At 64.5% G+C, this 23,297-nt stretch carries 20 protein-coding genes and 1 pseudogene; 4 read left to right on the top strand and 17 right to left on the bottom strand.

The features are described 5' to 3' along the window. The first annotated feature begins 10 nt into the window (after window positions 1–10). Window positions 11–775, top strand: coding sequence for an SDR family oxidoreductase (locus K5Q19_RS13270; protein WP_292945953.1), 765 nt, complete (start codon window positions 11–13; stop codon window positions 773–775). A 1-nt stretch (window position 776) separates the two neighbouring features. Beyond that, window positions 777–1,766 (top strand): amidohydrolase family protein, encoded by a 990-nt coding sequence (locus K5Q19_RS13265; protein WP_292945951.1) that lies wholly within the window; start codon window positions 777–779, stop codon window positions 1,764–1,766. Here K5Q19_RS13265 and K5Q19_RS13260 read toward each other — a convergent pair. The 10 genes from K5Q19_RS13260 to K5Q19_RS13215 are packed head-to-tail and all read right to left on the bottom strand — an operon-like array spanning window position 1,763 to window position 11,972. Further along, window positions 1,763–2,515 (bottom strand): SDR family oxidoreductase, encoded by a 753-nt coding sequence (locus K5Q19_RS13260; protein ID WP_292945949.1) that lies wholly within the window; start codon window positions 2,513–2,515, stop codon window positions 1,763–1,765. The two genes, K5Q19_RS13265 and K5Q19_RS13260, sit on opposite strands and share 4 nt — an antisense overlap. Further along, window positions 2,505–3,197 carry a ThuA domain-containing protein gene (locus K5Q19_RS13255; protein WP_292945946.1) on the bottom strand — a complete coding sequence of 231 codons (693 nt, stop codon included), beginning with the start codon at window positions 3,195–3,197 and terminating at the stop codon, window positions 2,505–2,507. Before K5Q19_RS13255 ends, K5Q19_RS13260 begins: the two co-directional genes overlap by 11 nt. Then, window positions 3,194–3,922, bottom strand: a complete 729-nt coding sequence (locus K5Q19_RS13250) for an SDR family oxidoreductase (protein WP_292945943.1) — start codon at window positions 3,920–3,922, stop codon at window positions 3,194–3,196. The genes K5Q19_RS13255 and K5Q19_RS13250 overlap by 4 nt, the downstream gene beginning before the upstream one ends. Beyond that, the gene (locus K5Q19_RS13245) at window positions 3,922–5,130 is read right to left on the bottom strand and encodes a cytochrome P450 (RefSeq protein WP_292945940.1); all 1,209 of its coding nucleotides are present in this window, start codon (window positions 5,128–5,130) and stop codon (window positions 3,922–3,924) included. The genes K5Q19_RS13250 and K5Q19_RS13245 overlap by 1 nt, the downstream gene beginning before the upstream one ends. Next, window positions 5,130–6,350 carry a cytochrome P450 gene (locus tag K5Q19_RS13240; protein ID WP_292945937.1) on the bottom strand — a complete coding sequence of 407 codons (1,221 nt, stop codon included), beginning with the start codon at window positions 6,348–6,350 and terminating at the stop codon, window positions 5,130–5,132. The genes K5Q19_RS13245 and K5Q19_RS13240 overlap by 1 nt, the downstream gene beginning before the upstream one ends. After that, the gene (locus K5Q19_RS13235) at window positions 6,347–7,693 is read right to left on the bottom strand and encodes an amidohydrolase family protein (RefSeq protein WP_292945934.1); all 1,347 of its coding nucleotides are present in this window, start codon (window positions 7,691–7,693) and stop codon (window positions 6,347–6,349) included. The genes K5Q19_RS13240 and K5Q19_RS13235 overlap by 4 nt, the downstream gene beginning before the upstream one ends. Before the next feature lie 42 nt (window positions 7,694–7,735). Then, complete coding sequence (locus K5Q19_RS13230; protein ID WP_292945931.1) at window positions 7,736–8,317, bottom strand: carbon monoxide dehydrogenase subunit G; 582 nt, start codon at window positions 8,315–8,317, stop codon at window positions 7,736–7,738. Between the two features lie 18 nt (window positions 8,318–8,335). Next, the gene (locus K5Q19_RS13225) at window positions 8,336–9,130 is read right to left on the bottom strand and encodes a xanthine dehydrogenase family protein subunit M (RefSeq protein ID WP_292945928.1); all 795 of its coding nucleotides are present in this window, start codon (window positions 9,128–9,130) and stop codon (window positions 8,336–8,338) included. After that, complete coding sequence (locus tag K5Q19_RS13220) at window positions 9,130–11,502, bottom strand: xanthine dehydrogenase family protein molybdopterin-binding subunit (RefSeq protein WP_292945925.1); 2,373 nt, start codon at window positions 11,500–11,502, stop codon at window positions 9,130–9,132. Before K5Q19_RS13220 ends, K5Q19_RS13225 begins: the two co-directional genes overlap by 1 nt. Then, window positions 11,499–11,972 carry a (2Fe-2S)-binding protein gene (locus tag K5Q19_RS13215; protein ID WP_292945922.1) on the bottom strand — a complete coding sequence of 158 codons (474 nt, stop codon included), beginning with the start codon at window positions 11,970–11,972 and terminating at the stop codon, window positions 11,499–11,501. The genes K5Q19_RS13220 and K5Q19_RS13215 overlap by 4 nt, the downstream gene beginning before the upstream one ends. Window positions 11,973–12,520: 548 nt before the next feature. Here K5Q19_RS13215 and K5Q19_RS13210 point away from each other — a divergent pair. Continuing rightward, entirely contained in the window at window positions 12,521–13,468 is a 948-nt protein-coding gene (locus tag K5Q19_RS13210; RefSeq protein WP_292945919.1) for an alpha/beta hydrolase, read from the top strand. A gap of 295 nt (window positions 13,469–13,763) precedes the next feature. Here K5Q19_RS13210 and K5Q19_RS13205 read toward each other — a convergent pair. The 7 genes and pseudogenes from K5Q19_RS13205 to K5Q19_RS13175 all read right to left on the bottom strand — a co-directional run. Further along, a pseudogene (locus K5Q19_RS13205) lies at window positions 13,764–13,955 on the bottom strand (tyrosine-type recombinase/integrase); the annotation flags it as partial. Then, complete coding sequence (locus K5Q19_RS13200; protein WP_292945916.1) at window positions 13,955–15,259, bottom strand: chloride channel protein; 1,305 nt, start codon at window positions 15,257–15,259, stop codon at window positions 13,955–13,957. The gene K5Q19_RS13200 and the pseudogene K5Q19_RS13205, both read right to left, overlap by 1 nt. A gap of 60 nt (window positions 15,260–15,319) precedes the next feature. Continuing rightward, entirely contained in the window at window positions 15,320–16,531 is a 1,212-nt protein-coding gene (locus tag K5Q19_RS13195; protein ID WP_292945913.1) for a hypothetical protein, read from the bottom strand. Beyond that, window positions 16,528–18,114 (bottom strand): DUF389 domain-containing protein, encoded by a 1,587-nt coding sequence (locus K5Q19_RS13190; RefSeq protein WP_292945910.1) that lies wholly within the window; start codon window positions 18,112–18,114, stop codon window positions 16,528–16,530. Before K5Q19_RS13190 ends, K5Q19_RS13195 begins: the two co-directional genes overlap by 4 nt. Window positions 18,115–18,182: 68 nt before the next feature. After that, window positions 18,183–19,466 (bottom strand): sodium:proton antiporter, encoded by a 1,284-nt coding sequence (locus K5Q19_RS13185; RefSeq protein ID WP_292945907.1) that lies wholly within the window; start codon window positions 19,464–19,466, stop codon window positions 18,183–18,185. Between the two features lie 5 nt (window positions 19,467–19,471). Continuing rightward, entirely contained in the window at window positions 19,472–21,208 is a 1,737-nt protein-coding gene (locus K5Q19_RS13180; protein WP_292945904.1) for an SLC13 family permease, read from the bottom strand. A gap of 101 nt (window positions 21,209–21,309) precedes the next feature. Beyond that, entirely contained in the window at window positions 21,310–22,086 is a 777-nt protein-coding gene (locus tag K5Q19_RS13175; protein WP_292945901.1) for a superoxide dismutase, read from the bottom strand. 59 nt (window positions 22,087–22,145) lie between these two features. Here K5Q19_RS13175 and K5Q19_RS13170 point away from each other — a divergent pair, with 59 nt between their 5' ends. Continuing rightward, on the top strand, window positions 22,146–22,991 hold the full coding sequence (locus K5Q19_RS13170; protein WP_292945898.1) for a LysR family transcriptional regulator: 846 nt from the start codon (window positions 22,146–22,148) through the stop codon (window positions 22,989–22,991). Window positions 22,992–23,297: the final 306 nt, after the last annotated feature.

Here is a 23,297-nt window from a genome sequence, read left to right as displayed (position 1 = left end):
CCTGAGGCAGATGGATCTCGGATTGAAGGACAAGGTGGTGCTGGTGACCGCGGGGAGCCAGGGCATCGGCCTTGCCACCGCACAGGGGTATCATGGCGAAGGCGCGCGCGTCGCGATTTGCGCGCGAGGTGCCGACAAGCTTGCCGCTGCCGCCGCCACAATGCCCGGCTGCCTCGCGCTGCAGGCTGATGTTACCGACGCGGCGCAGATCGAGGCGATGACCCGCGAGGTGGCGGCGCAACTGGGCCCGGTCGATGTGCTGGTGGTCAATGCTGGCGGGCCGCCGCCGGGGCTGTTCGAGGATCTCGACGATGCCGCCTGGCTCAATGCGACCAACCTCACGCTGATGTCGGCCGTGCGCATGACCCGCGCAGTGCTGCCGGCGATGCGCGCGCGGCGCTGGGGCCGGATCGTCATCATTTCCTCGGTCGGCGTGAAGCAGCCGGTGCCGAACCTGACCTTGTCGAACAGCATTCGCATGGCCGTGCTCGGCTGGGCGAAGACGCTGGCGCAGCAGGTGGCGGGGGACAATGTGCTCATCAACACGGTCTGCCCCGGCTTCACCCGCACCGCCCGGATCGAGCAGATCCTCGGACCCGCCGGGGACGGTCCCAACCCGGCCGAAGCCGCCATGGCCGCGCAAATTCCGCTCGGCCGCATTGCCGAGGCCAAGGAAATCGCCGGTCTCGCCGTGTTCCTCGGCTCCGAGGTCGCCAGCTACATGACCGGCACGGCCATCGCGGTGGATGGCGGATCGGCGCGGGGCTACGCCTGAGATGAGCCTCGCCGCCGCCCGCGTCATCGATATCCACGCGCACGCCGTGATCGAGGAGACGTTTGGTACGGCGGGGCGGTTCGGCCCGGAGCTTTACGACGACGCGGGCGTGCCGGTGTTCCGCATCGGGGACTACACATTGCGCGGTGTGCGCTATCGCGGCAGCGCCTTCATGGACCCCGATATCCGGATTGCCGCGATGGACCGCATCGGCATCGACTGGCAGCTGCTTTCGCCCAACCCGCTGACCTATTTCCACTTCATCCCGGCAACCGAAGCAGCGTCCTTCTGCCGGACACACAACGATGCGCTGGCCGCCGTGGTCGCGCGCTATCCCGAGAGGCTCGGCGCGGCGGCGGCCCTGCCGATGCAGGATATCGATGCGGCCATTGCCGAATTGCGCCGGGCGGCAGGCGATCTGGGCTTCCGCGCCGCCTATATCGGCACGGACATGCCGCATGGCCTCGCTGATCCGGTGATGGACCGGTTTTACGAAGCCGTCGTGGCGCTGGATCTGCCGCTGTTCATCCACCCGGCATCGGCGGGCATCGATGGGCCTCCGGGGCCTGCCGCCTTCACGCAGTTCGAGCTCGACATCACGCTCGGCTTCGCGATGCAGGAGACGGCGGCGCTGGCGACGCTGGTGTTCGGCGGCGTGCTACATCGCCACCCCGGGCTCGATGTGTGCATCAGCCATGGCGGTGGAGCGCTGGCGCTCGTCTGGGGGCGGTTGCGCCATGCCGCGCACAAACGGCAATGGGTGCCTGCATACCTTCGCGAAGAAGGCCAGTTCGAGGATGCGCTGCGCCGCATCTGGTACGACATCCACATGCACGACGACCGCTCGCTCGACCTGCTGATCGAGCGCGCCGGTCGCGACCGGCTCGTCTACGGGACCAACTTTGCCGGCTGGGATGCACCGCAACAGGCCGAGACGCACGGCATGGAAACGCTGCTGGCAGACAACGCGCGCCGCCTGCTGCGCGCCTAGCCGCGCGACACGCCGAGCCCGAGCCCGCCGTCCACATCGAGGATCGCGCCGGTGACCCAGCCTGCCCCGATCAGGTACTCGGCGGCCTCGGCCACATCCGCACCCTCGCCCAGCCGGTCGATCGCCTGCAGGCTGGCCATGTCGCGATAGCGCTGTGCTGCTTCGGCCTCGCTCAGCAATCCGGCGCGGACATTGATCTCGGTGAGCACGCCGCCGGGCACGATGCAGTTCACCCGTACCCCGCGGCTCCCCATTTCCGCTGCAAGAACTTGGGTCAGGGTTTGCAGCGCGCCCTTCGTCGCGGCATAAGGCGAGGCGCCGGGAAACGCGCGGCGGGTGTGGCTGGAGCCGAAGAACAGCACCGATCCCTTGGCCGCTTCAAGGTGCGGCATTGCCAGCGAGGTCAGCATCATCGCGCCGACGACGTTGGTGTGGAACAGGCCGATGAGCTGCGCTTCATCGAGGTCAGTAATGGGGGTGCGGTACATGTTACCGGCATTGTTGACGAGCACGTCGAGCCCGCCGCCTCTTTCAGCCGCCGCTGCAACCATTGCCTCCCGATCAGCCGCCTGCGTGACATCGCCTACGACCCCGGCACAGCCGATCTCTTCGCACAACGCCTCGATCCGCTCGGCGCGCCGCCCGCTGATGGTCACCGCTGCGCCCCGGCTGGTGAAGTGGCGGGCCATCGCCGCACCCAGCCCGGAACCGCCTCCGGTGACGAGTATGCTCTTGCCCTCAAGCGTCATGCGCGGTCTCTTTCTCGCAAAGCCAGCCCAGCATGGCGTGCAGGATGGCGACATGCCCCGCCGCGCTCAGCGAGCGGGCATCGTGCCCCAGGGCATCCACCACGATCCGGCCCGATCCGTGCCGCCGCCGCCAAACGACAGGCTGGGCCCCCTGTCCGGCATTGGCGGTCGCCATGATCTCGCAGTCCGCCGCTGGATCGAGATGGTGATAGGCTTCGTCGACAAGCTCGAAGGGGGCCGCCAAGGCAGGCGAAGGCTCTACGGTGATGGGCCCGAGCGGCGGATGATACGATCGGTCCCAGTTCCAGCCGCCGCCCAGCAGCTCCAGCCAACCGGGCTGATTGTCCCAGCAAATCACAGCGGTGTGCATCGCCAGCAGGCCGCCGCCGCTTGTCACATGGTCCGTCATCGCGGCGAGGTGCTCGTCGCTCAGGCTGCCCGCCCAGTGCGGACGATCCGCCGCATAACGTTCGAACTGGGTCATCGACCAGCGCAGCGCGTTGATGGCCAGAACATCCCGTCCCGGCCTCAGCTTTGCGAGTGCATCGGCGAGATCGGAGGTGATCGTGACGGCAATTCCTGCGCCGGATGCAATCGCCGCCAAAGCCTCGCTCGATTGCGCGAACGGGTGGTTGTAGCCGTCGCTGTAGAGGATCAGGCGCGGCGGATCGGCCGAAATCATGCGCGCGGTAGGTTCTTCAGCACGGCATGGGTCACCCCGCCATCCACCACGAGGTCGTGTCCGTTGATGTAGCCGCCCTCGTCACTGTCGAGGAAGCATACGGCATTCGCGACGTCTTCGGGCGTCCCCAACCGGCCCAGCGGCACGCCTGCGGTACGGACTGCGCGAACCTTCGGGTCGGCATAGATCGGGGCGGACATGCCGCCGTCGATGAAGCCCGGCGCGATGCTGTTGAAGCGCAGGCCGTGCGGACCGTACTCCATCGCAAACTGCCGCATCAGTTGCAGCACCGCGCTCTTGGTCGCGGGATAGGCACCGGAGCCGGGGCCCGGCCCATAGGCGTTGATCGAGGTGAGCGAGACGACATGGCCGGTGCCGCGCGGCAGCATCCGCCGCACCGCCTCGCTGGTGACGGCGAACACGCCCATCAAGTTGACTTCGACGACCCGGCGGAAATCCTCGAGCGCGATGTCCGCCAGCGCCCCGAAGCGGACGATCCCGGCATTGTTGACGACCAGATCGGGCACTTCGCCCAGCGCATCGAACAGCGCGGTGACGGCGCTGCCATCCGAAACATCGCAGACATGCGTTGTCAGCCGCTCGGAAACGGCCACCGCGGCGATATCGGCATCGGCCACCGCGACCCGGTAGCCGCGTTCGAGCAAGGCAGCGGCAATGGCGGCACCGATGCCAGCCGCGCCGCCGGTGACGAGAGCATGTTTCATCAAGCGCCTTTCGCCGTGAAGCGAACCGGAAAGCGTCCCCAGTTCGGCCTGAAGGTTCCCGCGTCACGCTGCGGGGGATCGTCGGGGATGATACGCGCACCGTGGCGCAGCAGTTCGACGAGGATCAGCGTCACGATGCCAAGCTGGGCTTCGGATGGATCAGCGCCGGGCCGTGCCACGACGCCGCCATCGAGTTCCCGCCCAAGGCAGGTGTGCAAGCCGATACCGAAGGCGAGGCCGGAGCGCAGGACCGTGCCGGGAACCTCGCGATCGGGCTCAAACCGGTCGGCGGTCTCGCCAAAGATAGTCCGGTCGCAGTTGGCCAGATAGAGGTCGAGCTCCACCCGGTCCTGCCCAGCGACGTCGCCGATCCCCGCCACCTTCACTGGGAATGTCGCGGTCCGCCAAGCTTCGGGGCTCGCGGGATGCAGGCGCAGGGATTCATGCACACAGTGCTGGATGAAGACCGGATCATCGAGGCGGGCCCAGCGCGATTTGTCGTCGCCTGTCCATTCGAGCATCTCCCACAGCGCATGCACCACCGCATTCGCCGTCGAATGAGCGCCAGCCTGCAGATAGAAGGCGATTTCGCGCAGGAGCTGATCCTCGCTCAGGCTGAGCTCGTCGTTGCCGGCAAGGAGCGTCATCAGCACGTCGCGCGGCAGGTCGGCGTCCGCTATCCTCCCGGCATCGCGGTCTGCCAGCAAGGCCCGGCGGCGCGCGAGCGAGGGCAGGAAGAAACGGTCGCGCAGCTCGGCCTGCACCGCTGCCACTTCGGCGCTGACTTCGGCGTGATCGCGCGTGCTATGAACCAGAGTCGCGCCTTCGCCGAGCTTCTTGGTGATCGCGATCAGGCGCTCGGTCTCTTCCGCGCTGCGCGTCGGGCGGTCGATGCCGGCAAAGTCGGCAGTGAGATTGACCGTGAGCCGATAGCCGATCTGGAGGAGATCGCCGCCGCCCGCCGCGAGATAGGGCGCGAGGGTCTCGGCCAATGTACGCGGGAAGACTACTCTCTCATAGTAATGGAAGAAGTTCCGCCGGAAGACCCGCACTTCCACCGCGCGCCGCGCCGAATGTTCCTCGCCGTGCAGGGTGAGCAGGACGCCCTCCATCACCACTTTGCCGGCATCGTAGAGCGCTTGCTTCAGATCGCGATTGCGCAAGGCGGCCTCGCAGTCGCGAAACGCGGCAATGCGGTGGCGCGCCATCAGATCAGCGCCTGCGACGGGTCGAACAGGATGGGATAGGTGGCCCAGGAAATGCGGGTGATCCCCTTGTCGAGCTGCGCCGGAGCTGCGGGATCGGGACGGACGCCGCGCTTCAGCAGCGCCTCGACGATAAGGGGCACCGTGCCGAACTGGTGGTCGGCGGGATCACTGCCCGGCTTCGGCTCTACGCCGATGGCAAGATTGCGGCCGAGGCAGGCATGGGCGCCCACACCCATCGAGATGCCATGGGGAAACGCGGATCCGGCGACAGTGCGATGCGGATTGAAGCGATCCGCATCCTCGCCGAAGATATCCGTTTCCCGGTTCGCCGTGCGCAGATCGACGACGATCACATCGCCCGCGTTCGCCTCGCTGCCATCGGCGAGCGCGAGCGGGCATGTGGTGCGGCGCTTGGAAACGGGGCTGGAGGGATGGAGCCTCAGGCTCTCGAACACGCATTGCTGGATGAAGAAGGGATCATCGCGCAGGCGCGCTGCGTCTTCGGGGTGCGCATCGATCCAGCACAGGATTTCGTGGACGGCATGGGTCAACGAATGGATCGTGGTGTGCGCCCCGGCCATCGTGAAGAAGATGCCTTCCTGCAGGTATTCGTGCTCGGTCATGCCAAGATCGGCTTCACCCATGACGAGCGCCATCAGCACGTCGCGCGGCAAGGCATCGGCAGATAGTGCGCCCGCTTCCGCTTGCGCCCTGAGCGCCCGGCGCCGCGCCAGCGAGGGATCGAGGAACTGCCGCCGGAATTCGGCCATCGCCGCTTCGATCCGGGCGCGCTTTTCCGGGCGGTCTTCCGGCGGAGACTGGCCCAGCGCGGGCGCAAGGCTGAATTCCTTGAGCAAGCGCAGCAGCTCCGCCGTCTCCTCAGGCGTGCGCTTGACGCGGTCGATCCCGGTGAAATCGACTGTCAGGTTCATCATGATCCGGTAGCCGATATCGACCAGATCGCCGCGCCCGGCTTCCAGAAAGGGCTGCAGCGTCTCGTCGAGCGTTCGCGGCAGGATATTGCGCTCGTATTCCACGAACACGGGCTTGCGGAATACCGTCGCCTCGACGTTGCGGCGGGCGCGGTGTTCGCTGCCGTGGAGATTGACGAGGCAGCGCTCCATCAGCACCGCGGCTTCATCGTAGAGCGCCTGCCGCAGCTCCGTCTGGCGCAGCGTGCGCGAGCAGGCGTCGAAGCTGGTGATGGTGTGCTCGGTCATGGTCTCGGGGTCCACACACCCGTTGCACGGCGAGTTGCGGCAGTGGTCGAATAGTTGGAAACCCGCCACGAGGGGGGATCGCGGCGCTCCGGCAGCGGGCGCGCCAGATCGACCGCGCGGCCGTGGTGGAAAACATGCCGCATCGCGCCCTCGCGGCCCAGCAGCGTGACATCGCCGGTCACGTCGCCCTCGACCACGATCACATCCGCCTGCTTGCCCGGCTCCAGACTGCCGGTGCAATGGTCGAGCTTGAGCGCCCGCGCGCCTTCGAGCGTGGCGCAGGACAGCGCCTGCAGCGGCGTCAGCCCGAGGTTCTCGACAAGAATCTGCGCCTCGCGCCAGTGCCATTCGCCATAAGGCGTGATCGAAAAGCCGCTCTCGGTGCCGCAGACCATCGGCACGCCGGCATCATAGGCCTGCCGCAGCTGCTGGCTGCTTTCCTCGATTTCCTTGGCGAAGAGGTCCTGCAGATAGGGGCTCGCGCCGATCTTTGTGCCGTGGTCGGCCAGCACCGCCTGAAAGGTCAGCGTGGGCACGATGGGCACGCGCGCATCGCAGACGGCCTGCAGCGCGGTATCGTCCATATAAGTGGCATGAAGGATCATGTCGAAACCGGCATGGGCGGCATCGCGGGTGCTCGAGGCATTGCGGCAATGGCCGACGATGGGGAGCCCCACCTCGTGCGCGGTGTCGGCGGCGAGCTTAAGTTCGTCCAGCGTCCAGACCTGAATTTCGCCTTCCTGCCGCTGGCGCGGGATGAGGCCGGTGACGTGGATCTTGATCCAGTCCGCCCCGCGCTTGGCCTGCCGGCGGATCTCGGTGACGATCTCGTCGCGCGTGCGGGTTACCTTGAGATAGCCGATGCTGCCTTCGTCCGGCACGAGCAGCCCGGCCGTCCCGCCGACGGAGGTGAACAGCGCATTGCCCCCGCAGCGCATGCGCGGGCCTTCGGTCACACCGCATTCGATGGCGTCGCGCAGATCGAGCGACACGTCGAAGATCGTGTCGGCATCGAACATCGTCGTCACCCCGGCGCGCAGCACTTTGCGCACATTGTAGGCGGCGATGATCGCGGCAAGGCCCTCGCGGCGGTGGAAGAACAGCTCGTCGTTGCTGAAGGGTTCATCGAAGCTGATGTGGCAGTGCGCGTCGACCAGCCCTGGCATGACCGTGGCCCCGGCAGCGTCGATCCGCGTGACGGCCCGCCCTTCGCAAAGGCGCAGCGCCTCTGGCCCTAGCCGAAGGATCGTGGAGCCGAACAGGATCGGGGTGACGATGCCCGGACTGCCAGTGCCATCGAAGACAAGCCCGTTCTCGATCAGGGTGAGCTCTGTTTCCTGCAAGGGCCTTCTTCCCTTCCCATTCTCTCGCCGCGCGGGATGCCGCTAGTGGAAGAACACGGCCACGGCGGCCATGGCCGCAATGACAATGAGCACCGCTGGCACGAGCCACGCAGGCGTTCCGGAGGTCTGCTCGTGCGAAGGCACACCCTGTGCTGGCGCCGCGACCGGGCCTGCCTCGGGCTCCATGGCGGCCACCGCTGCCGCAAACTTGCCAAAGAAGTCGTCCGCCATCGACTTGGCGGTCCCTTCAACCAGCCGCGCACCCATCTGCGCCAGCTTGCCGCCGATCTGCGTGTCGGCCACGTATGTGAGCTCGGTTCCGCCATCCTGCGGCGTGAGCGTGACCAGTGCGCCGCCCTTGGCAAAGCCCGCAACCCCGCCCTGACCCTCGAACTGCATCCGGCAGGAGCGCGGCGGATCCAGTTCGGTCTGCCGCATGGTGCCTGCAAAGCGCGCGCTGACCGGGCCGATCTTCGCGGCAACCTTGCCGGTGAACTCGTTCTCGGCGGTCCGTTCCAGCGCTTCGCAACCCTTGAGGCAGGACTTCAGCACCTCTGTATCGTTGAGCGCCTGCCATGCCGTTTGCGGCGAGCAGGGCAGCAGGTAGGAACCGGTAATCTCCATAGGTCAGCTATTCCGTGGTCAGGCGAGGGCTGTAAGAGCGCGCCGCACGATGACGGCGGCGATGTGATGGCGGTATTCCGCAGAGCCGTGCAGATCGCCCGTGAAATGGGCCAGATCCAGCATGTCTTCGGTGATCGCATCGATTGTGCCGCCACTGTCCAGATGCGCCTCCGCCTCACGCCAGCGGAATACGCCGTGCCCGCCGCCGGTGATGGCGATGCGGGTGCCGGAGGGCAGCTGCGCGGCAAAGGCGCCCACCAGCGCGAAGCGGGAGGCCGGATTGCGGAACTTGATGTATCGGGCGCGCTGGCAGGCCGGGAAGCGCACGGCGGTGACAATTTCCCCCGGCTCCAGCGCGGTGCTGAACATGCCGGTGAAGAAGTCCTCCGCCGCCAGGATGCGCTGGCTGGTCGTGATGCTGGCGCCAAGGGCGAGGAGCGCGCTGGGATAGCAGGCGGCAGGATCGTTGTTGGCGATGGAGCCGCCGATGGTCCCGCGATGGCGGATCGCCGGATCGCCGATGCCGCCCGCCAGATCGGCGAGCGCCGGAAGAACGGCCCGTACCTCGCCGCTCGCCGCCACGTCGGCATGGGTGGTTGCCGCGCCGATCTCGATTCCGCCGTCAACCGCCCTTATTCCGGCCAGTTCGGGCAGCTTCAGCAGATCGACCAGCCGGCTTGGCATGGCAAGGCGGGCGCGTAGCACCGGCATCAGGGTCTGCCCGCCGGAAATGGCCTGGGCGCCCTCGTCCTCGGCCAGCAGAGCCAGCGCATCGGCCAGCGACGCTGGGCGGGAATAGGCAAGTTCGTACATCAGAGCGCCTCCTGCCGTTCCTGACACAGCCGCCAGATCTTCTCCGGGCTGGCGGGCATATCGACATGCGCGATACCCAGTGCATCGCACACTGCGTTGATCACTGCCGGGGGCGAGCCGATCGCCCCGGCCTCGCCGCAGCCCTTCATGCCGAGCGGGTTTACCGGCGTGGGCGAGGGCCAGAAGGCCAGACCGAACTCGGGCAAGCTGTCGGCGCGCGGCATGCCGTAGTCCATGTAGGATGCGGTCATCAGCTGCGCACTGTCCGGATCGTAGACCGCATTCTCCCACAATGCCTGCGCGATGCCCTGCGTCAGCCCGCCGTGGACCTGGCCCTCCACGATCAGCGGGTTGGCCACGTTGCCGAAATCGTCGGCGGCGTTGAAGGCCACCACTTCGGTCACACCCGTCTCCGGATCGATCTCCACCTCGCACACGTGGACGCCCGCAGGATAGGTGAAATTCGGCGGATCGAAGAAGGACGTCGCGACAAGCCCCGGCTCGAGCTGATCGGTCGGGAACTGCGTTGCGGCATGGGCGGCATGGACCATTTCGGTGAAGGCGACAGTCTGGTTGGTGGCGGCGCTGGTATAGATGCCGTCCGCGAAATCGACGGCGCCGGGATCGATGCCGAGCATGTAGCCGACGATCTGGCGGCCCTTTTCGATGATCTTCTCGCACGACTTGACCGCCGCCGAGAGGCCGACCGAAGCGCGCGAGCCATAAGTGCCGGTGCCGGCCTGAATGCGGTCGGTATCGCCCTGCACCACGGTGATGCGGTCCATCGGGATGCCGAAGCGCTCCGAGATGATCTGTGCATAGACCGTCTGATGCCCCTGACCGTGGTTGTGCGCGCCGGTCAGCACTTCGACCGATCCGGCCGGTTGCACCCTGATCTCGCACGATTCCCACATGTTCCCGCCGCCGCCAAGGCTGGCGAGCAGCTTCGATGGCCCGATGCCGCAAGCCTCGACATAAGCCGAAAGCCCGATCCCGCGCAGCTTGCCGCGTGCGCGTGCCTCCGCGCGGCGCTGCTCGAAGCCCTGATAGTCCGCCAGACGCAGCGCAGCATCGAGGCAGCCCTCGTAATCGCCGCTGTCGTAGCAATAGACGAGCGGGGTCTGGTGCGGAAACGCGCGCACGAAGTTGCGCCGCCGGATTTCCGCCTGATCCACCCCGATCTCGCGCGCGGCGAGGTGGGCGAGGCGCTCGATCACATAGGCCGCCTCGGGCCGCCCGGCGCCGCGATAGGCATCGACCGGGCAGGTATTGGTGTAGACGCCCTCGACCACTGCATGCACGGCGGGGATCGCATACTGGCCGCACAGCATCGTTGCGTACATGTAGGAGACGACGAGCGCGTTCGAGGTCGAGATATAGCCGCCGAGATTGGCGAGCGTATGGACCTTGAGGCCGAGGAAGCGGCCATGATCGTCCATCGCCAGTTCGGCCCTGGTCACATGGTCGCGGCCATGCGCGTCGGTGAGGAAGGATTCGGTGCGCTCCGCCGTCCACTTGACCGGCCGGCCCACCGCGCGCGCGGCAAAGGCCACGGCGAGTTCCTCGGCATAGGCCGGTGCCTTGGAGCCGAACCCGCCGCCGACATCGGGCGAAACCACGCGCAAGTGGTTCTCGCTTTCGAGCCCCAGCAGCATCATGAACAGCACGCGCATGCCGATCGGGTTCTGGTGCGTGAGATGGATCGTCATCGAACCATCGTAGGCGCGCCATTCGGCATTGATCGCGCGCGGCTCCATCGCATTGGGGACGAGACGGTTGTTGCGCAGCTCGATGCTCACCCGCCGCGTTGCGCGGGCAAAGGCTGCGTCCGCCTCTTCGGCATTGCCGATGTCCCACGTGAAAGCCCGGTTCTCCGGGATATCGGGGTGGAGCTGCGGCGCATCCGGGCCGAGCGCGGCGACCATGTCGACGACCGCCGGCAGTTCCTCGTATTCGACGAACACGCTGTCCGCAGCATCGCGGGCCTGGCCCCTTGTCTCGGCAATCACCAGCGCCACTGGCTCGCCGACGAAGCGGACCGTGTCCACCGCCAGCGCATGGTGCACGCCGACGCGGGCCGGGGTGCCATCGATCGAGGTGAGGCCCCAGCCGCTCGGCAGGGCGAAAAGGCCGCCGTCCACCAGATCCTGCCCGGTGAGGATTTTCACGACGCCGGGCATCGCCGCGGCGGCAGACACGTCGATCGCGCCGATCCGCGCATGGGCATAGGCCGAGCGCACGAACGCGGCATGGGTCTGCCCCGGCAGCACGAGATCGTCGACATAGCGGCCGTTGCCGGTGATCAGGCGCGAATCCTCGACCCGCTTTACCGACTGGCCGAACTTGCCCATGGGGGCGGTCATCGCGGTCATGCCGGCTCTCCCATGCGCTGCGCGCCGGCCACGACGGCCTTCACGATATTGTGGTAACCGGTGCACCGGCAGAGATTGCCTTCCAGCTCCGCACGCACGGTAGCGGCGTCGGGGCTCGGGTGGCGGCGGGCGATATCGAGTGCCATCATGATCATCCCCGGCGTGCAGAAACCGCACTGCAGCCCGTGATGCTCATGGAAGGCCGCCTGCATCGGGTGCAGCTCGCGCCCCTGCGCCAGCCCCTCGATCGTGAGGATTTCGCAACCCTGCGCCTGCACGGCCAGCATGGTGCAGCTCTTCACCGCCTTGCCATCGACATGCACGGTGCAGGCGCCGCACTGGCTGGTATCGCAGCCGACATGCGCTCCGGTCAGCCGCAGCTGGTCGCGCAGCAGATGCACCAGCAGGGTGCGATCCTCCACTGTCACCACATGTTCGCGGCCGTTCACCGTCAAGGTCATGTCCGTCATGATCATCCTCTCCGCCGCAGCAAGGCTCGGCGATGCCATCCCGCGCCTTGCGCCATTCTGCCGGGCGCGGCGCTCTTTTCGTCACCTGCACACCAGTCGTGATCCGCTGACACTGGTGCCTCCCGGCAGCTCTTGCAAGATATATTGATATCGAAATACCTCCGCGCGACAAGGCTTCTCTGACGCGGACCCGCACCGCGAGCCGCTTGCCGCGCCGGACGCTGCAATCACTTCATATGTGCCGCGATGTTGATAGGCGCGGCTGGCATGCCGATCTCTCTCGCCGGATCGACACCCACCCCCTTCGCCAGCCTATCGGCCGCCTGAGCGAGATCCTATGCGCCCAAGCGGCAAGGCATTGCGGCACACGCTGCCGGGGCGACGATAGCGCCTTATCAACTGGCGCAGCGTCGCAGCCTGCGAGGTTCACTCCCGGATCGGTTCGATCAGGCGTCCGGACGTGCCGCAAAGAGCCGAGATCTGAAATTGCCGAAAAGGTACGGGCATGAGATGAAGAGGCCCTTGGAAATTGGAAGGATGGCGGATCAATGGCGAGCTTTCTCAAGTCCATTGCGGGTACTGGCGCGACCGTACTTGCCGCAAGCGCGGGGCTGGCTGCGTTCACTGCATGGAACCGCAAGCGCTCTGAACAACTGGTACCGCCCGATGGGCGATTCGCCGATGTGAAGGGTGCTCGCCTGCACTACCTCGCCATCGGTGAAGGAGCGCCGATCGTTCTGATACATGGTCTTGGAGGACAGCTTCGCAACTTCACCTATGCCTTGAGCGAACTTCTGTTGCCGCACCATCGGCTTATCCTGGTCGACCGACCGGGATCAGGATATTCGACCTACCGAGGTGAGGGCAAATGCGGTCTTGCAGTGCAGGCGGCGATGATCGTCGAGCTCATGGACCAGCTTGGCCTAGACAGGCCGTTGGTGGTGGGCCACTCGCTCGGTGGTGCTATCGCTCTGGCGATGGCGCTCGATCATCACGACAAAGTTGGCGGCCTCGCATTGCTTGCGCCGCTAACCCAGCCGATCGAGGCTATCCCGCAGGTGTTCAAGGCGCTTGATCTGCGTTCGCCGATTGCCCGTACAGTGCTGGCATGGACACTGGCGGCTCCAGCTGGGCGCCTTGGAGCAGATGCGGCGAATGCCCAGGTTTTCGGCCCCGAACCTTTTCCGGCCGATTTCGAAACGCGAGGCGGCGCTGCGTTGACCCTGCGTCCCGAAGCGTTCGTTGCAGCATGCCGCGATGTCGAGGCGGCGCGGGGCGAGATGGCGGGCATTGCCGCACGATATGGCGAACTCTCCATTCCGGTCGGGATCATGTTCGCAAGCGGCGATCTCCTGCTGGATCCCACCGTACATGGTCAGACGACTGTTGCCGCGATAAAGGGGGCTGAACTCAAGATGATCGATGGCGGACATATGTTTCCGCTTATGCAACCCCAGGTAACTGCTGACTGGATCATGGAACGCGCCAACACCTGACTTGGCGTCTTGCCGGAAATCGCCGGTTGGTATTGAAGATCAATGGTGCCGCCTAATTCAACGCCCCGTTTCGCCCGCCAACCGAAGTGCGTTGTAAGTCCGCGCGTTTGGCGATTCTTCCAGCACACGTTCTGCTGATGAAGGCGCCAGCAGTCGGCCAGACTCGGTCATTGAGGTATAGCAGCACCAACGTCTGCTTCGAGATTAAGCTGCCGCTTAATAATCATGCCTGATTGGTGGATAGGTGCAAGGCGTCCGAAGGTTAGATCCCCACGCAGGGTGGGGAGCTATCGGGTTAGATTTCAGTATTCTCGGCGAGGGCAAGAGCATCCTCCAAGTCAATTCCGAGGTAGCGGACCGTATTCTCGATCTTGTTATGGCCGAGCAGAATCTGGACGGCGCGAAAGATACCAGTCGCCCTGTAGATGATTGACGCCTTTGTGCGGCGAAGCGAATGGGGGCCATAATCACCTCGAATTAGGCCAATCACCGGGAGCGATGCGTTTCCAGCAGAGCAGATTGGAAACCTTGCGAGAGCGCATGGTAAAGCTTGGCGTGGCAGATCTTGCTGCTTACCCAATCCGCGATCAGTGCCGCAATGAACAAGGGGATGATCATTGACCGATCGGCGGTCATCTCCATGACAATGATGACGGCAGTCAGCGGTGCCCTGACCACGCCGGTGAAGTACGCAGCGACACCAAGAAGCACGAGAGCCCCCGAAGGTTCGCCTTTCACAAAGTAAGCCACGATCTGGCCAAGCCCCGCGCCCACTGAAAGCGAAGGTGCAAAGATACCGCCCGGCGCGCCGCTGAGCGCGGTCGCCAGAGATGCGATGAACTTCGCTGGACCGAACGCCAGAGACGCATTTTGTCCGCTTAGCAGCTGCCTCGTTGTGTCATAGCCAGTACCCCAGCTCGCCCCGCCACTGGCTAACCCTGCTGCCGCCACAATGATGCCGCATGCAAAGGCAAGCGGCAGGGGATGCGAACGGGCGAAAGCGAAAGGGCGGCGGGTTGACGTTGCCGAAGCCACCAGAACGCGGGCGAACGTGCCGCCAACCAAGCCTCCCAGAACTCCGATCACCGGTGCGAGGACAAGAACGTCCTGAAGCGCCAGATGCCGGGTGACGACACCGAAGTAGACATAGTCGCCCGCAATCCCGAGGCTGACCAGCCCCGAGATCATCACCGCCGCCATGACCAGTACCGCAACTTTCTGCTCGAACGCGGCGGCCAGTTCCTCGATGGCGAATGCCACGCCGGCAAGCGGTGTATTGAATGCAGCAGCAACGCCTGCTGCGCCACCGGCTATGATCACGCCTGCATTGATCGGAACCCGGAGCCAGCGATGCACCGCAACCATCAGTGCGGCGCTGATCTGCACGGTGGGGCCTTCACGTCCGACAGCCCCGCCACCAAGCAGCATGGCCAATGTGCCGATGAACTTTGCAGCTGCAGTTCGCAGCGAGATGAGTGGACCTTGCGCACTGGCCGCCGGAGTATGTCCTGCAGCCATGACCTGTGGAATCCCGGAACCGCGCGCTTCCGGAAAGAATCGCCGCGTCAACCCGACCACCGCGACGAACACAAACGGCGTTCCGGATGCAGCCAGCCAGGGCGCTGCAGCAAACGCGCGGTCAAAGATCTGCTGAGCCGCCTCGCCGCTCTTTGCAAAGGCGATCGCGACCAGGCCGAGCAATACCGCCCCGATCACCGCCGCAGCACGACGCAACAGCCCCGAGGGATCCAGCCGATAGCTTTGAGGCCAGAACTTTGTGACCAAATTCATGCAGTTTACCTAGAGTGGCAGATGGAGTGGGGCAACGATGGAGGCCTTTACCCGCCGGGTTCAGCTCTCCGCCGGAGCACCAGCCAATGTCGCGATAATGCAGATCGCACCAACGGCAACGAAACCGGCTTGGGCAACCAGTCCGCCCGCCCCGGTACGTCGCGAGACCCAGAAGGCGAGCAGTGCCTGAACTGCGTAGAACACGGCAAATGCCCGGGACGAGAGCGCAATCACCTGAAAGGGGTCCGTCAGCCAGACTACGGCCAGAGACAGCGCACTGGCCGCGATGAAGGCCGAGCGGACATTCAGACGCCGCTGCGAAACCTCGATCATCAGTCCGCCGGAACCGATGGAATCCGCGATGGCCGCGCTGAGCTGGCTGGTCACCGCAGCGCCGAGGACGAAGAAACCGAGAAGGGACGCAACGAATGTCATGATGTCGAGAATCCCTGTCACGCCTTCGCTTTCTGCAGCGCGGGCGAGGACCGGAGTGAGGAGGGCCAGAAATGCAAGATAGATCGCTGACGAGATCCATTGCGCCAAACGCATCGTCCGTACCCGCAACTGCTGATCGTACGCATCGCCAAGATACCGTGACGTTTCAAAGCCCTGCACGGTGATCAAGAGGCCTAGCAGGAGCGGAACTCCGCTCCAGGTGACGCGCGCAGGCGGCAGTGTCGATGCGGGTGCGGCGCCGGACGCCCACCAGACGGCGAGGCCGGCGAGCAGCCCCGCAATCAGACCTAGCTTGATCGAGACACTCGAATGGGCGGCGTGTTCGATCTTCTTGATGTCGCCGGAGAAGGTCAGCAGGGTCATCACCACAATGATGGCCGTCACGATGAGGTTGGCAACGAGTGCGTGGGATGCGGCATCGATGGCGAACGGCTTGATTGAAAACTCTGCCAGCAATTTCAGATAATAGGCGACGGATACAGCGTAAGCGATAGCGAGCATGACCTGTCCGGAGCGCATGGCCCACGCGAATGGATCATGCGGACGAAGGGTCCGCGCATGGTTTTCGACATGCACGATGTTGAAGCGCACGACGGCGCCAACAGCATAAGCGAGCGCCAGCAGCGCCCCCATCGCGAGAATCGCCCCGGAACCGAATTCTTTCGCCAGCAATGGGCCGCAGACCAGAAAGCCCGAACCGATGATCGAGGCCAGCGGCGTAACCGTTGCGCGCCAGGTCTCCGATCTCGCGAACGATCCGAATGTCAGCGCGGCCCAAACAGTTACCGCGGTGAAGACTGAAAGCAACGAGATCACTGCATGCGCTCCGGCGGTCTGACGATCTCGAAGACCACCCCGGCAGGCCCCGGAAGTCCGCGCTGCAAGCGATCGCCCGGCAGCACCTTCGCGCTGCCCCGGATACCGGCATTGGCAAGCTGCGACACCGCATACTGCGCGGCGGCAAGAGCCGTTGCATTTGCCGCCTCAGTTCCGGCCCCCTGCAGATACCCGGCGACGGAGATGCCCTGAACGCCCCAACGCTGGATCGCCCAGACAGCGTCGGCGAGCGCCCCGTTTCCTTGCGGAGCACCGTCCTCTTGCGGAGCACCGTCCCCTTGCGGAGCACGGTCCTTGAGTTCGATGGCAATGGCCAGCGTCGGCTGGACCGGGGGAACAATCCGCACATTCCAGCCGGCCGCCACCTTGGCCGCTGCCTGCTCAGCACTGCGATAGTCACCCAGTTGCCAGCCCTCGGCAGCGAAAGGAACCAACTGGACCGTTCGCTCCGTGCGATTGACCCATAGCGCCTGCGTCGGCAGGCCAACGGCCTCGCGAATGGCGACCAGCGGCGGCACGTCGCGGGCAATACCGGCTGCAGACGTTTCCACGGCCGCATCGACTAGCGCCTGGGTCTGGGACTGCAGATCTGCCGCGACCACCTGCTGCAGGTTGATGGAGGGCTTTATGCCCCACTCTGCCTCCAGCTTGGTCTCCAGGCGGCGATCTGCATCGTTCGTGTATTGCGGAACAATCACCACAGCGTCGATGGCGGGTTTGCCTCGCAGCGGCCACCGGACCTGCAACTGGGCGACGTTCAGCGGCTTGAGCTTCAGCTCATCCGCGAGCACGCGCCGGACCGTTGCCTGCGCCCTGGCTTCGGCGTTGACGCGGTAGAGCGTGACGCCAAGCGGCGCAGCGAGAACGGAAAACGCGGCGAGGCCGGCCAGAATAAAGCGCGGAGCTTTCTCGACTTTTGCCAGTGGCCGTGCAGCCCCGCTCAATCGGGCGATCAGGGCGAACGAAAACGCAATCGCTGCAAGATTGGTCAGGAACAGCAGGAAGGCCCCGAACGCAAAGCTCAGATTTGCTACACCTAGGCCATAACCGACTGTCGCCAGCGGCGGCATGAGCGCGGTGGCAATCGCCACGCCGATTGCGGTCGCACCCTTTTGCTGAACCGTCGCGTAGGCCCCGGCGATGCCTGAGAAGACAGCGACGACAAGGTCCAGAAGGGTCGGTTCGGTACGGGCCACGATCTCGGACGTGGCATTGCGGATCGGGCTGAGCCAGGTCAGCAGGATACCGGTCAGGATGCCGATGGCGGCGCCAACAGCGATAACCTTGGCCGCCTCGCGGATCTGGCGCCCATCCAGCGAGGCGAAGCCGAAGCCCATGGACGCAATCGGTCCCATCAGCGGCGAAATCAGCATTGCGCCGATGACCACCGCGGTAGACGACTGCAAGAGACCGAGCGTGGCGATACCGGCCGAAAGGCCGCACATCAGCATGTAGGATTTGGTGATCTGGCCATCCTCGCGCACCGATTGGCGCAAGGCTTTGCCCGCTTCTCCGGCAAGGTCCGGAAACAGCCCGGTCCTCGCGATCTGGGCGCTGAACAACGCAACCGAGCGCGCAACCCCGGCGCGCAACCGGGCCGAAAGCGATGTCAGGGAAGGCGGGTCGTAGCTCATGCGGTGTTCTTCCCGAGCGCTGCCTGCCGTTGGCTGAGCCGGTTGATCAGGCCGCCAATGCTCCCGCCCTGGATGATCACCGAGAACAGCACGACCATGAACGTCGCTGCGATGATGGGAGTGCGTGAAGGGCTCTCCGGGAGGGAAAGCGCAAGTGCGATGGATATGCCGCCACGCAGCCCGCCCCAGACCAGCGTCGGTGTCGCCAGATGCCCAAGATCGATCCCGCTGCGCAGGAGACGCAGCGGAATGCTGACGGAGAGCCAGCGCGCAAGCAGGCCAAGCGGAATGACCGCGAGCCCAAACAGCATGAGATGGAACTGCCCAGAAATGAGGATCACTTCGAGGCCGATCAGCAGGAACAGGACCGCATTCAGAATCTCGTCGATCAGTTCCCAGAACTTGACGAGATAATCGGCCGTCGTATCGCTCATGGCGCGCGCCATCCCAGCGTTGCCGATGAACAGCCCGGCCACCGCCATCGCGACCGGACCGCTGACATGAAGGGCATGGGCAAGGCTGTATCCCGCCATGACCAGCGCAAGGCTGATCATCACCTCGACACTGTAGTCGTCGATCGTCTCCATCGCACGGCAGGCGATCCATCCCGTCACCAGGCCGAAGACAACACCGCCCCCCGCCTCTCGCGCAAAATCACTGGCCGCATGGACCGGACTGAACTGTTCGGCGCCGGTCGCAATCGCGATCAGGATGCCGAAGACGACAACGCCGACACCATCGTTGAACAGGCTTTCGCCCGCCACGGTTGCCTGCAGCGAAGGCGGCACCGCGGCCCGTTTGAGGATCGCGATCACGGCCACCGGGTCAGTCGGACTGATCAACGCGCCGAACACGAGCGCCCAGGGCAGCGGGACCGGCACGCCCGCCACGCTGGCCAGCCACCATGTCCCTGCGCCGATGAGCGCGGTTGAAAGCAGGACGCCGAATGTCGCGAGCGTGAAGACCAGCAGGCGATTGGCCTGCATCTGGGTCCAGTCGACATGGAGCGCTCCGGCAAACAGCAGGAACGAGAGCATGCCTTCCATAAGGGTCGCGTGAAAATCGATGCCGGCGAGGAACTGTTCGACCATGGGCCTCAGGCCCCAGGCCGGGAAGGCCGCCCCGATCCCGATGATCGCGAGCGATGAAATTGCGCCCATCAGTGTCAGGCCGACAGCCGATGGCAGTTTCAGAAACCGGTGGTTGGCATAGCCAAGCCCGGCTGCCAGCAGGATCAGGATTGCGGCCACGTCAAACGGGGCCAAAGCCGAAGCGTCCATGAATCTTATCCCCAGATTGCCGTGATCAGCGCTGTGCCGAGCACCAGCACCAGCAGTGTCAGCGGCGCGCCCACGCGGGCGTAATCAGAAAAACGGTATCCGCCGGGCCCCCATACGAGCGTGTTGGACTGGTGCCCGATCGGCGTCAGGAAATCACACGAGGCACCGATTGCAACGGCCATCAGCATGGCATCCACCGGGACATGCGTTTCGATCCCGGTTTGCGCGGCGATCGGCCCCATGATGAGCACCGCGGCAGCGTTGTTGAGAAACGGCGTGACAGCCATCGTCAATCCCAGCGCAAGCCCGACAGGAACCCAGGCCGGTTGGCCCTTGCCAACGACGCTGATGAAGCCTGCCACGGTCTCGTCAGCTCCGCTTTCCGCAAACGCCTGCGCCACGGGGATGACCGCCGCAAGCAGGACGATAATCGACCAGTCGATGTCCTGATAGACGTGCCCCCGCAGTCTCCCGGCAAGGCCGAGCGCGGCAACAGCGAGCATCAGCGCGGTGGCAAGACCGGAAACGCCAGTTGCTGCGGCGATGATCGCTCCGACCAGCGCAGCGACCGGCAGCCAGTCCTTTGCGGAAACACGCAGCCTCAATGGACGTTCGGCGAGCGGGAGGAGGTTGAAGACATGTGCCAGATCGGCGGACCGGGTGGGCTCGGCCTGCAGCAGGATCACGTCACCGGCTTGCAGCCGCATCGCCGAAAGGCCCGCCGCGATACTCTTGCCCCGGCGACTGAGTGCGACAAGCGCAGCGCCCTGTGCCGCCAGCAGGGCAAAAGGGGCGTCCTGCAACACCAGCGTGCTCTGTTCCGTGACGACGAATTCGAAGAAGGCATCGCCCAGCAGATCATCTTCCACATCGGACGCCAGTTCGAGCCCGAGCCGTTCCAGTGCCTCCTCGACGACCGGCGCGCGACCCTCGACCTGGATGATATCGCCAGGCATCAGCAGCCTGCTCAATCGTGGCGCCGTGACCAGAATGCCCCCGCGATCAATCGCATGGACGGCAAGCCGGTCATCACCCGAACCGATCGACGCCAGAGTTTCCACTGTGAGGGATTTCGTGGGATTCTTCGGAACACGCAGCTCGAACAGATAGTCAGCGACCCGGAACTTGAGCGGCTCCCCCTCGCTCAAGGCGTGCATGGGCAGAAAGCGCACCAGCAAGATGGTAAGAACCAGTCCGGCCAGCGCGAGCGGAAGTCCGACGAGGGCAAAGTCAAACATGCCGAACACCGGCCGGCCATAGTCACTGCGCATTTCCGCCAGAATGACATTCGGCGGTGTGCCGATCAGCGTGACAAGCCCGCCAAGCAACGAAGCGAACGCCATTGGCATGAGAATGCGGCTGGGCGAGACTTTGGCAGTCCGGCAGGTGGCCAGCGCAGCCGGCAGCAGCAGCGCGAGGGCGCCGACATTGTTCATGAAGGCAGAGGCTACGCCGCACAGAAGCGCGTAAACCACAGCGATGCCCGTTTCCGCCTTCATCCACCTCTGAAATGGGCGCAGCGCATAGGCCAGCACCCCGGACCGCGCGATCGCCGCGCTGATGATCATGATGGCGCCAACGGTGATGACGACAGGATCGGAAAAGCCCGTGAAGGCATGATTGGGGCTGACAAGCCCCAGCGCCACGCACGTCGAAAGCATCAGCAGGGCGACAAGATCATGACGCACCTTGTCCGTGGCAAAACCGACCAGGCCGGCTGCAAAAATGGCTGAGATTGCCATCACGGTGACTGGTCCTGCCATTGCCTTACCGGGTCTAAGCCCATGGAAGACTTAGGCAAGGCCAATCGAAGCCCAAGGATCGGAGCGTGCTTGAAACGCCATCAGCCGGGATAGGCCCAAGTCGCCTCGCCGTTGACCAGTGCTGCAAGCTGGCCGCCTGCATGGTCCCAGTTGGTGCAGTTATCGATGAAAGCGCCAAGCCATGCGGCCCGGTCATTCTTCCAGTCGAGATAGTAGGCGTGTTCCCACAGATCGCACACCAGAAGCGGCACTCTGTCAGTCCCGAGCCAGACTGGTATGGCCTTGTCGGTCGTGACCAGCAGAAGACCGCGATTCCTGTCGCAGGCCAGCCAGAGCCAGCCGGACCCGACATGGGACAATCCCTTGTCGATGAATTTGTGCCGGAAGTTCTCCAGACTGCCGAAAGCCCTCTCCAACGCCGATGCAAGGATGGCATCTGGCCCAGCGTGCCCATCAGGGCTGAGCGATGCCCAGAAAAAGGCATGGTTCCAGCTCTGGGCCGCATTGACCAGCAAGGCTCGGCGGCGCTTCCACGCGGCCTGCCGAACGATGTCCTCAAGCGCCGCCCCAGCCAGATCCGTGCCCTTGATCAGCGCGTTGGTCTTGCTGACATAGCCGAGGTAGTGCTTGTCATAGTGGTAATGCATCGTTTCCGCTGAGACGTGCGGCTCCAGTGCATCGCGCGCGAACGCGAGCTTTGCCGAAACGAGGGTGCCGTGGATTTCTCCGTCCGGCTTGATGTCTTGTGCATGTTGAACGGACATGACGATCCTTTCTATAATGGATTTCCTAGCAGGCGCTGCACTGCCGCTCCGGTTCTGCCGTTGAGTGAAGAACGTCTGGAACTGCTTTCCCACAGTAAAACAATTTCAGGAAACCTGATTGTCAGAACTCTAAATTCGGATATTCCAAATTCATGGATATCGTGACCATTCGAACCTTTATTGCAGCGGCCACTGCAGGAAGCTTTTCCGAAGCCGCGCAGCGTGTTCACGCAAGCCCATCCGCCGTGACTGAGCGCATCAAGCAGCTTGAACACGTCTTGCGAGTTCGCCTGTTCGAACGAGACAAGCGGGGTTGCCGGCTCACGCCCGCTGGCCGGCGTTTCCTTGATCCGGCGCTCAAGATGCAGCGGGCCTGGCAGCACGGTTGCGAGCAGACCGCATTGCCGCCACGCTTCACCCAGTTGGTGCGGGTCGGTGGGCAGCATGCTCTTTGGCCAAGGCTCCTGATGCCCTGGCTAGACGCCATGAGGGAGGCGCGCCGCGACATCGCGTTTCACGCGGTTGCCGCTGCTCCAGCTCAGCTCAACCGAGCCCTTGATGACGCCGAGCTCGATATTGCGTTTCTTTATGAGCCCCAATTGGCACGTGGCCAGCGTATGGAGCAACTCGCAGAAGATCGGCTGATTCTGGTCACGGCCAATCCTGCGGTTGACTGGACGGAAAACTTCGTACGAACAGAATGGGGCGAGGCTATCAATGATGAGTTGCGCGCGCGCCTCGGCGATCTGCCCTCGCCGGGCCTGACGCTCGACCTCGGCGTCTTGTCGCTGGACTGGCTTGCAAGGACCGGTTCAAGCGGCTTCGTGCCCGAGCGACTGGCAGAGTCCTACATCGGTTCAGGTCAACTCGAACCAGTCGAGGATATGCCGGCCTTGGCATTCTCGCCTTATGTCTGCTGGAGCGCGGCGATGGAGGATGGCCTCGTGGAAGACATGATCGCCATGGCCCGCGGCATGATGGAGGGGCCCGCCTTTTAACGGGCTAGGCAAGGTAGCTCGCCCAGCGTTCCAGACTTTAAGATCGGGGGTCGCGAGTTGGATTACAGACCTGTCGATGTGCGTTCTCCGATAGCCTGAACTGGCCAGCCCAAGAACGACAACGGACCTATGGGGAAAGGCTACGAGCCAAATGCCGGCCCAACTGCGGTCGGCCAGCCAATGCGGTCATTTGGTGGGATCCTGCGTTGCGTTAATCAGTCAGGACCATTTGTCAACACCGGGATAAAAACGGGCCAGGCACCGGTTTAAAAAGGGGCCAGTTGGGTTGAATAAAAAGCCCCATGG

Origin of the sequence: Novosphingobium sp. (assembly GCF_019748365.1) — a bacterium.
Taxonomy (GTDB): Bacteria; Pseudomonadota; Alphaproteobacteria; order Sphingomonadales; family Sphingomonadaceae; genus Novosphingobium.
This window is presented reverse-complemented; position numbering and strand designations above follow the sequence as displayed.

Coding starts and splice junctions, on each gene's coding strand:
- K5Q19_RS13255 (WP_292945946.1), bottom strand. CDS start 3,197: ATGATTTCGGCCGATCCGCCGCGCCTGATCCTCTACAGCGACGGCTAC.
- K5Q19_RS13260 (WP_292945949.1), bottom strand. CDS start 2,515: ATGACGCTTGAGGGCAAGAGCATACTCGTCACCGGAGGCGGTTCCGGG.
- K5Q19_RS13230 (WP_292945931.1), bottom strand. CDS start 8,317: ATGGAGATTACCGGTTCCTACCTGCTGCCCTGCTCGCCGCAAACGGCA.
- K5Q19_RS13170 (WP_292945898.1), top strand. CDS start 22,146: ATGGATATCGTGACCATTCGAACCTTTATTGCAGCGGCCACTGCAGGA.
- K5Q19_RS13215 (WP_292945922.1), bottom strand. CDS start 11,972: ATGACGGACATGACCTTGACGGTGAACGGCCGCGAACATGTGGTGACA.
- K5Q19_RS13180 (WP_292945904.1), bottom strand. CDS start 21,208: ATGGCAATCTCAGCCATTTTTGCAGCCGGCCTGGTCGGTTTTGCCACG.
- K5Q19_RS13265 (WP_292945951.1), top strand. CDS start 777: ATGAGCCTCGCCGCCGCCCGCGTCATCGATATCCACGCGCACGCCGTG.
- K5Q19_RS13200 (WP_292945916.1), bottom strand. CDS start 15,259: ATGAATTTGGTCACAAAGTTCTGGCCTCAAAGCTATCGGCTGGATCCC.
- K5Q19_RS13240 (WP_292945937.1), bottom strand. CDS start 6,350: ATGACCGAGCACACCATCACCAGCTTCGACGCCTGCTCGCGCACGCTG.
- K5Q19_RS13225 (WP_292945928.1), bottom strand. CDS start 9,130: ATGTACGAACTTGCCTATTCCCGCCCAGCGTCGCTGGCCGATGCGCTG.
- K5Q19_RS13270 (WP_292945953.1), top strand. CDS start 11: ATGGATCTCGGATTGAAGGACAAGGTGGTGCTGGTGACCGCGGGGAGC.
- K5Q19_RS13250 (WP_292945943.1), bottom strand. CDS start 3,922: ATGAAACATGCTCTCGTCACCGGCGGCGCGGCTGGCATCGGTGCCGCC.
- K5Q19_RS13245 (WP_292945940.1), bottom strand. CDS start 5,130: ATGGCGCGCCACCGCATTGCCGCGTTTCGCGACTGCGAGGCCGCCTTG.
- K5Q19_RS13220 (WP_292945925.1), bottom strand. CDS start 11,502: ATGACCGCGATGACCGCCCCCATGGGCAAGTTCGGCCAGTCGGTAAAG.
- K5Q19_RS13185 (WP_292945907.1), bottom strand. CDS start 19,466: ATGGACGCTTCGGCTTTGGCCCCGTTTGACGTGGCCGCAATCCTGATC.
- K5Q19_RS13210 (WP_292945919.1), top strand. CDS start 12,521: ATGGCGAGCTTTCTCAAGTCCATTGCGGGTACTGGCGCGACCGTACTT.